The organism is Aporhodopirellula sallentina SM41 (assembly GCF_000346505.1).
Taxonomy (GTDB): Bacteria; Planctomycetota; Planctomycetia; order Pirellulales; family Pirellulaceae; genus Rhodopirellula; species Rhodopirellula sallentina.
On the sequence record NZ_ANOH01000292.1, the window covers coordinates 1 to 8,801 of the forward strand.

At 58.1% G+C, this 8,801-nt stretch carries 5 protein-coding genes and 1 pseudogene; 3 read left to right on the forward strand and 3 right to left on the reverse strand.

Annotation, left to right across the window (positions count from 1 at the left end; genetic code table 11):
- Positions 1 to 316 precede the first annotated feature (316 nt).
- A complete protein-coding gene (locus tag RSSM_RS20020; protein ID WP_008682909.1) occupies positions 317 to 1,393 on the forward strand; it encodes an Mrp/NBP35 family ATP-binding protein in 1,077 nt (358 codons plus the stop codon).
- 393 nt (positions 1,394 to 1,786) lie between these two features.
- Here RSSM_RS20020 and clpX read toward each other — a convergent pair whose 3' ends face one another.
- Entirely contained in the window at positions 1,787 to 3,067 is a 1,281-nt protein-coding gene (gene clpX / locus RSSM_RS20025) for an ATP-dependent Clp protease ATP-binding subunit ClpX (RefSeq protein WP_008682911.1), read from the reverse strand.
- Between the two features lie 1,119 nt (positions 3,068 to 4,186).
- Between clpX and RSSM_RS20040 the strand changes: the two genes are divergently transcribed.
- On the forward strand, positions 4,187 to 5,884 hold the full coding sequence (locus RSSM_RS20040) for an MFS transporter (RefSeq protein WP_008682916.1): 1,698 nt from the start codon (positions 4,187 to 4,189) through the stop codon (positions 5,882 to 5,884).
- A gap of 27 nt (positions 5,885 to 5,911) precedes the next feature.
- On the opposite strand, the gene RSSM_RS20045 is transcribed toward RSSM_RS20040, so the two are convergent.
- Together RSSM_RS20045 and RSSM_RS20050 are read right to left on the reverse strand one after the other, a co-directional pair.
- A complete protein-coding gene (locus RSSM_RS20045; RefSeq protein WP_008682918.1) occupies positions 5,912 to 7,549 on the reverse strand; it encodes a secreted protein in 1,638 nt (545 codons plus the stop codon).
- Between the two features lie 46 nt (positions 7,550 to 7,595).
- Positions 7,596 to 8,057, reverse strand: a complete 462-nt coding sequence (locus tag RSSM_RS20050; protein ID WP_081613851.1) for a cytidine deaminase — start codon at positions 8,055 to 8,057, stop codon at positions 7,596 to 7,598.
- 282 nt (positions 8,058 to 8,339) lie between these two features.
- Between RSSM_RS20050 and RSSM_RS20055 the strand changes: the two are divergent.
- A pseudogene (locus RSSM_RS20055) lies at positions 8,340 to 8,801 on the forward strand (serine protease); the annotation flags it as partial.

Here is an 8,801-nt window from a genome sequence, read left to right on the forward strand (position 1 = left end):
GCTAGTCGCGCAAGGGGATTCCTTGCGTCATCCACTACGATTCCACCCGAAAGCTACGCTGCAGTGGAATCCCTAGTACGTCCCAGGACTTCTTTGCGACGCATACCGTCCGTGCCTCAGTCCTGGCTGCGGGTGGTGTGAGGTCCGAACCTGGAAATGCCGATCGCCGGCTGTGGTCCGCCGGACGTCCGAATTTTGCACGTTGCCCGGCTGACTTCGTCGTCGTTCCGCTACTAAAAAACGCCCGACGCTGGTAGGCTGGAACGTTCTTCCCGTTGGATCCATTCCCCCGTCTCCCACATCGTTAGCGACCGAGATGACAGCCACTCCAGACGCCATCAGCGAACTCCTCGCGGCATACCCTGATCCTGAAACCGGCCGACCGATGGGATCGATGGGACAAATCCAAAACGTCGAGGTCAACGGCGATGACGTTTCGGTCCGCATCGGCGTGACCTCACACTGCCAACCGATCGCGGATGAAGTGGCCGACGCGATCCGCGACAAAATTCTCTCCGTCGCACCAGGCAAGAACGTCACCGTCGAAACTCCTGTCCACGAACGCCCGCCAGCCCGAATCGGTCAAATCGGCCTGCGTGCCAAAAGCGTGATTCTGGTCGGCAGCGGCAAGGGAGGCGTCGGCAAGAGCACCGTCGCTGCCTCGGTCGCCCTGACGTTGCAACGTCTCGGTGCGAAGGTCGGATTGATGGACGCGGACGTCTACGGTCCGAGCGTCCCGCACTTGCTCGGCCTCGAAGGACGCCCTGCGGTTTCCGAGCAGAAAAAGATCGAACCGATCCGGCTGAATAACGCGATGCCGGTCATGTCGATGGGCTTTCTGCTCGAACCGGACCAAGCCGTGATTTGGCGTGGCCCGATGCTGCACGGTTCGATTCAACAGTTTCTCAAGGACACCGATTGGGGCGAACTGGATTACCTCGTCATCGACATGCCACCGGGCACCGGCGACGTCGCCTTGACGCTGTCGCAAAACGTACCGATCGCGGGCGCGGTTGTCGTTTGCACGCCACAGGAAGTCGCCCTCTTGGACGCGATCAAAGCGATCAGCATGTTCAAGAAGGTCAACATTCCGATCGCCGGGATGGTTGAGAACATGAGCGGATTTTTGTGCCCGGATTGCGGCAAAACCTACGACATCTTCGGCAGCGGCGGTGCACGCGAGAAAGCCGAAGAACTCGGCGTCGCTTTCCTGGGCGGGTTGCCGATCGACATGACTCTGCGGGTCGCCGGCGACGAAGGGAAGTTGGCCAACGTACTCGACGAAGACGATCGGGCCCGGGCACCGTTTGAAAAGATCGTGCGAGCCCTGGTTCGTAACCTGGCGGCAAAGGCCTCAGCGGCTCCACCGAAAGCGGCACTTCCGACGCTGTAGAGCGTCTCTAAAAAGGACGTAGCCGATGTCGCAGGCTGCAGACATCGCCCTGCGGTTACCGACCAGCACACCGTTCTTCAGCGGCGCGAATGGTTCTCGGCAGCGCGACTCACTGAGGGGGCGGTTCGCAGGCCGCCCGCCAACGGCAGAATGCCGTTGGCGAAATATCGTCCGCGGTTTGACCACGCTTCGTTACCGGTCCGAAGCGGACCGTCCCTCCCAGAAGAAGTGTGATGGCAACCGCTTGGAACCTCTTCGAGAAGCTCGTTGGATCGGGTAGCCCCGATTCTCTCGAGCCGACCGGGATGAAGACCGACCGGCTCCTCAGTTCTCGGAAAGGTTCTTAGCCTCCACCACGCCGGGTGGAGGCTCGATCAAAACCCGAGCAGCCGTTTAGGCGCTCTTGGTCGTCGGCATGGTGAAGAGCTTGCGTGCTCCCGAAACGATCGTCTCATCGATCGTGTACACCCGGCCGTCCTCTTGGTCAGGCAGGTCGTACATGATGTCGAGCATCACGTCTTCGACGATTCCACGAAGCCCACGGGCACCAACGCCCTTCTCAATTGCCTTCTCCGCGATCGCCCGGAGGGCTCCCTCGGTGAAGTTCAATTCACAGTTCTCCATCGCAAACAGAGCTTGGTACTGCTTGACGAGTGAGTTCTTCGGCTCGGTCATCACCTGGATCAAACCGTCCACGTCGAGTGGTTGCAGGTAGGTCACCACCGGCATCCGACCGACCAACTCCGGAATCAGGCCGAACTTCAAGATGTCTTCGGTCTGAACCTGAGCGAGCAACTCGGAAACGCTTTGTTCGTTGCGGAGTGAGCTGGCTTCGCCGAAACCGAGCGTTCGGTGTCCGAGTCGACGCCGGATGATGTCTTCGATCCCGACGAACGTACCGCCACAGATGAACAAGATATTGCTCGTGTCCATCTGGATGTACTGTTGCTCGGGATGCTTCCGGCCGCCTTGCGGTGGGACGTTCGCAACTGTTCCTTCGAGCATCTTCAGCAGGCTCTGCTGGACGCCTTCGCCGGACACGTCACGGGTGATCGACACGTTGCTGTTGGTACGTCCGATCTTGTCGACTTCGTCGATGTACAAGATCCCGCGCTGAGCCGCTTCGACGTCAAAGTCAGCCGCGTGCAACAGTTTGAGCAACAGGTTTTCGACGTCTTCACCCACGTAACCGGCTTCGGTCAACGTGGTCGCGTCGCCGATCGCGAACGGAACGTTGAGCATGCGAGCGAGCGAACGTGCGAGCAACGTTTTACCGCTACCGGTCGGACCGGCGAGCAGAATGTTGCTCTTCTCGATCTCGACTTCGCCGTTCCCGTCCCAGCCGCTGCTGAGCCGTTTGTAGTGGTTGTGAACCGCGACGGCGAGCACGCGTTTCGCGGCGGTTTGCCCGATCACGTAGTTGTCTAGGTGCTCGACAATTTCGCGAGGAGCGGGGATTTCGTTAAACAACGACTTCGACGGTCCGCGTCGTCGTTGTTCTTGGTCGAGAATCGACTGACAAAGGTCGATGCACTCGGCACAGATATAGACGTCGCCAGGTCCTTCAACGAGGGGTCCGACGTCACGGTAACTCTTGCGACAAAAACTGCAGAACGCATTCTTCTTTGTCGACGCACTGCTGCGGCGCGAGTTCGAAGATTCCTTAGTGGGCATACACGACTCCTTACTTATAGGAGCTCCGATCACAAAGAAGTCCCAGACAGTAGCGGCCAACGACTTTCATGAACGGTCATTCACGGCACAGATGGGAGATCCATGATGTGAATGATTATTCGCGTCGGCCACCGATCGTCTGGGTCCCCGCAACAGGAACTCGACACATCGAACGGTTCAAGCCACGACTCGAATGCTTTTCAGATGAAACGCTTCACGATCGGGTTGTTTCCAACCGTCTCGATCATCGCTCATTGCCTGAAGGAACATCCGTGTCCTCGAAGCTCGAGCCATTCGTGGTTTTGGTAATGGTTAATATTGCCGGTGACAGGTATGCCCGACTGCAGAGTCAGTGAGTTCGATTCCATCGGAATGAAACCGATCCGACTTCCACTGCAGACATTATCTTGGGAGGGCGAATCAACGGCTGGATTGGGTGTCGACGTCACTCACATGTCGGTCGAGCGTCCTCCGCTACCGGGATCCCGGGTGAAGCCGGCCCGGTGAGCATCAGTCCTCTGAAGATTCAGTGGACGACCTCGCCGAGCGGACTGGATGGGTCTTGGTAGAGGGAGACGACACGACCTGCGAGCGGGTCGATGATTGTATAGTTCGGAATTCCTCTTCGCTAATGTCACCTTTGCGAAGCATTTCTTCCAGGTTTACGAGCCCCTCAGAGGGCGATTGGTGGTCTTGGGTGGTGTAGTCGCGCAATCTTCCCAACAGCCAAAATGCAAACGCAATCACGATGAGTAGGATCGTCATGGCGAAACCAGCCCGCACGGCCGGTTCTGCAAAAATATCTGGCATAATCGTTGGCTCTATCGCACCTACACTCCGCAAGGAGATTGACCGTCGTTGATGTCCGAGGGATCGCCGACTTTCTTGTCGTGAACACCTCCATCATAGGCGTGTCTGCCTCAGACGGTCCACCAATTTTCAAGGGGGAAAATGAGACTTTCCTGTTTCACAGGCTTTTTTTTCACGATCAGCTCGGATCCATTACGATTGCCGTCAAAATCTCGCGTCGGCGCGAAGCAATCGGGTTTGGTAAGGCTCTCTATCTAGCAGACCGCCACCCCGTGGAAATCACCGCACTCGAACCATCGAACCAGCCCTATGTCCGAGAAAGCCGAGCCCAAAGTCGACCTGGACGCCAACCAAGTCGCATCGTCCGAGTTCGAACGGGGCACCCCCGGGCAAACGGACGGGCTGCCGGAACAACAACCCGGAAACCCCTATCAGGCTCCAAGCCAACTACCAGACAGCCAGTTTTCAGACAATGCGTCCGCGGGGCACACCGCCGTCTCCGACGAAGCCGAGACTTCCACCGGCAAAATCCGAGACCTTTCCCATCCCGCATTCCTCGGCTTCCTCGCGACCCAATTCTTCGGAGCCTTCAACGACAACCTGTTCAAACAACTGCTGCTCCTTCTCGCCATCCCGACCGCCGTCGCCGCGGGTGCCTCCGAAGCCGGCATGCTCGACGCGACGTCGGTCGCCGCCGAATCGGCAACCGTCGATTCTGCTGCATCAGCGGGCAATGCGACCGGGGCTGAAGGGGGCGCTGACCTGCAAGGTGTCGCGACGATCGTGTTTGGCCTTCCTTTCGTGGTCTTCGGCGGACTCGCCGGATACCTCGCCGACCGACTCAGCAAACGCACCATCATCGTTTCGAGCAAAGTCGCTGAGATCGTGATTATGGCGTTGGGGATGCTCGCGTTTCTCGCCACGCCTTCGATCGGTTTTGCAGGGTTGTGGATCGTGCTGTTCCTGATGGGTTTGCAGAGCACGTTTTTCGGCCCCGGCAAATACGGCATCCTGCCGGAGATGTTGCCCCGGAGCCAACTGAGCAAAGCAAACGGAATGGTTTTGATGACAACGTTCGTGGCGATCATCATCGGAACCGCCATCGCCGGCCCTTTAAAAGATTCAATCGTCCCGCCCGACATGCCACGCATGCAGGCGGCATCGGGTTTGTGGATCGGCTCGCTCGTCTGCGTGGGAATTGCCGTCATCGGAACCGTGACCAGCCTCGCGATCATTCGCCTGCCCGCCGCCGAACCGAATTTAAAGTTGAAGACAGAAAACCTCGCCGTTCCCAAAGAGATGCGGACCCTGCTGCGAAAAGACAAACCGTTGCTCTTGGCACTGCTCGCTTCGTGCGTGTTCTGGTTGATCGCGGGATTAACGATCCAGTCGGTTAACTCGCTGAGCAAAGTGCAACTCGCCCAGACCGATACATGGACCAGCATCCTCGTCGCGTTGATCAGTGTCGGGATCGCGATCGGTGGTGCGGTCGCAGGGATGCTCAGCCGAAAGATCTCCGATAACTTTGTGATCCAAATCGGAATGTGGGGCACGGTTCTGTTCTGCACCCTGCTCTCGATCTCGGTTCCCGGTTCCACCGACCAACCCGGCCAAGGTCACCTGCTCGGATTCACGGGCAGTATTCCGGCGCTGATTTTCCTTGGCGCCTCGGCCGCGTTCTTCGCGATTCCGATCCAGGTGTTCCTGCAGGCGCGACCGCCACACGAACTCAAAGGACGAATGATCGCGGTCATGAACCAAGCCAACTTCTTCGCGATCGTTCTTTCCGGTTTGGTGTACTCGATCCTCGACCGGATCATCACCGCCGCCGATGCACCACGGAGCTACCTGTTTGCCGCCATGGCGTTGTTGTTTCTACCGGTCGCGATTTTCTTCAAACTCGACGCTACCGACAGTGAAACGAGTAACGGTGAAACGAGTAACGGTGAAACGACCGACGGTGAAAACGGCCAAATCATCGCCGAAGGAGCTCCTCAGTCCGTGTAGTAGGTTCGCCGGTACCCCACGACACGTTTAGTCGACCTTGGGCGCGGGCAACTCGAACACGTTCGCTTCCACCGGTGGTTCGGCAGTGTGATCGCGTTCGTCCCGTTCCGCTGAACCAGCAGAGTCCTCCGATTCCGCAGCCTCAGCCGGTTCTGCGTTCTTCCCAAGAGGTCCGATCGCACCGCCGTGAAGTCCAACGACCGGCTCGATATCGGATGCGTCTTCTGGGTTGTCTGTTAAGGAAGATGCAACCGTCTCATCGGTAATGGGAGGCATCGAGAAACCAACAGGTAAAACGGCAATTCTGATTTCGGGCTGAGCTGAGTTCGCCCCCACACCACGGAAGCGTCCCCTTCTGCCTCGTGGTCGGTCATCGCGTCGATTGTCTTCCATCTCCTTACGATCCGGCTTTCTCGGTGCAGGTCGATTGCCGTCGGGTCGCTTAACGTTTGGGCCTTGAGCGTGCTGTCGATCGCGTGAAGCCCCGTCATCCCGCGCGGTGGTACCGCCACGTTCCGCTTTCTGTTTGGCATCTGCCTTCTTATCGGCGGCTTTGGTTTTCGCTGTTTTTTTGCCTGCCCCTTTATTCGCCACAACCTTCTCTTCGGCGTGAGCGTCGTGCGAGGCGTCTGCGTGGTGATCAAGGGCGTGGCCATCGTGTGAATGGTCCCCGTGAGCATGATCGTCATGCGGCATCGCGGCATGTTCTGCATCGACGTGTGTTTCCGTCATATCTCCGTGCTCTGCGTGGGACGGATCCACAGGCGAGTGATCCGACTCAGAAGGCACGGCACGCGCCGGTTCCGAACGAGCAATATCTGCTGCCTTCTTCCGTTCGTTCTGCAGCCGCGCGATCGTGGCCTGCATATCGTGTTGCCGCGATTCGAACTGTTCGACGAGTTTGGCTTGTTCGGAAAGTTTTTCGAGGAACGGCCGTCGCATGTTTTCCAACGCCGTGCGCGACATCGCCTCACTCTCGCGGATCTGGCGTTGCAATTCGACGACCTGCCGGGTGCGTTCTTCCACGAGACGGGCCAACTCTTCGATCCGACCCTGATTCGCTTCCTGCAAGTGACGAATCTTGCCCTGTTGTTTCGCGAGCTCCTCCTTCATCCGTTTGATTTCTTTGGCCTGAGCCTCTTCGGCACGTTCGCTGTGTTCGCGAAAGGTTGCCAGGCGTCGCTCGTATTCCAACGTCGCCTCGAGCTTTGCGTTCTCGCGTTCGAGTTCCAACATCTTCCCCCATACTTCATGGCCGAGAGCCAGCATGGGAATGCGTTCGGGCGTTTCCTCTACACCTCGCAACCCACCACGAGACAATCCTCCGTCGGACAACGACATGGGTTCTGACGCGAACGTCGAACCCGAGGAGCCTTGTGGTTCGGTGCCGCGTCGACCACCGCGTCGATCACCACGCTGATCACCGTTCGGGGATTTGACCAAAACACTCCGACCGGTGTCGCGAACATCAGACGACTCTTTTCGATCTTTCGCCGGTGGCGGCAGCGTGTTGCCCTTCTGAGGCTCCGGCCGTGGCGTGATCACCCGCTCCGAGATGATGACCTCTCCCGGATACCGAGGTCCGACAAAGTTCTGTGCGTTCGCAACCGACGCACCGATACCGATCGAAACGGCGACGACGCCGAACGAGAGAAACCTGTTCATAAGAAAAGCTAGAGAAGAGGAACGCGTCAAACGCAGGTCAATGACACTACGACGACGGGATGTCGGATGTGGAAAAAGCGTCAGGCAACAATTCCGAGAGTCGCCTCACCTGCTGCTCGCCGTCGATGACGTCGATGGTGTAGACATAAACGTCCATCCCGAACTCGGCGAGCACTTGGCGGCACGCGCCACATGGCATCGCACCGCCGACACTGGCGATCGCGACCGCACGAAAACTGCGATACCCCGAGGCGACCGATGTCGTGACGGCAACCCGCTCGGCACATTGGGTTAGCGAGTAACTCGCGTTTTCCACGTTACAACCGCCGATAATTCGACCGTCGTGCAACAGTACCGCGGCGCCCACGTAAAAATGGCTGTGCGGGGCATAGGCATGGTCACGAGCCAGAATGGCTGCTTGCACCAGTCGGTTAACGTCTTCGACGGCAGGAGCTTCCAGTTCAGAACTTGCCATTACCTTGGAGGTGCGTGCGGAGATGAGAGACATGATCGTGTCCGGACTAGAGGAGAAGTGTCCGCCTTCAGGGCTACCTTAGCGTAACTGATTCTGGCGGCCGAACAATAGTTTCGAATCTCGCAGCGAACACATTGAACATTTGCAGACACGAGCGGAACGTACTCCCCCCGTTGCAAAAACGATGTCAAAATGTTGTCTCAGCGGACTCCGAATCACGGGGCTGCACCGCTAAGATACTACCCACCTCGCTTGACCGTGCCCCATCGTCACACATCCACCGAATCCTTCCGAGATGCCATGAGAAACCGAATCATGTCCCCAATCCGCAACTCGATTTTGTTGCCCGCAATCGCGTTGATGATCGTGATCGTTGCTCCTGCCAAGGCGTTCTGCCAGGAAGTCATCACCCTGCCGACGGTCTCAGATAGCCGCTCCGCCGCCGAGAAAGAGGCCAAAAACAATGGATCTGCGGAGGCATTGCCCTCGCAGCAAAACTCGGGCTCGACCGCAACGAACGTAGAACAAACCTGGAAACGCAACGCTCAGGCTCTGTCACTCGCCTTTCGTCACGCCGCACGTGTCGCCACTCCGTCGGTGGTGACGGTCTTCTCCTACGGGCAAAACGCCACCGCACCGGCGGGCGGAAATGACAAGGATGAAGAACCCGAGAATATTCCCCCCGGCGATGAAACCTTGGGCCCGACTCCTCCCAAACAAACCGAAGACGACGAATACCAACTGACCGGACTCGGATCCGGAGTCATCGTGGACCTT

Excerpts from the sequence above, each read along its gene's own strand:
- RSSM_RS20020 (WP_008682909.1), top strand. The coding sequence starts at position 317 with ATGACAGCCACTCCAGACGCCATCAGCGAACTCCTCGCGGCATACCCT.
- clpX (WP_008682911.1), bottom strand. The coding sequence starts at position 3,067 with ATGCCCACTAAGGAATCTTCGAACTCGCGCCGCAGCAGTGCGTCGACA.
- RSSM_RS20040 (WP_008682916.1), top strand. The coding sequence starts at position 4,187 with ATGTCCGAGAAAGCCGAGCCCAAAGTCGACCTGGACGCCAACCAAGTC.
- RSSM_RS20045 (WP_008682918.1), bottom strand. The coding sequence starts at position 7,549 with ATGAACAGGTTTCTCTCGTTCGGCGTCGTCGCCGTTTCGATCGGTATC.
- RSSM_RS20050 (WP_081613851.1), bottom strand. The coding sequence starts at position 8,057 with ATGTCTCTCATCTCCGCACGCACCTCCAAGGTAATGGCAAGTTCTGAA.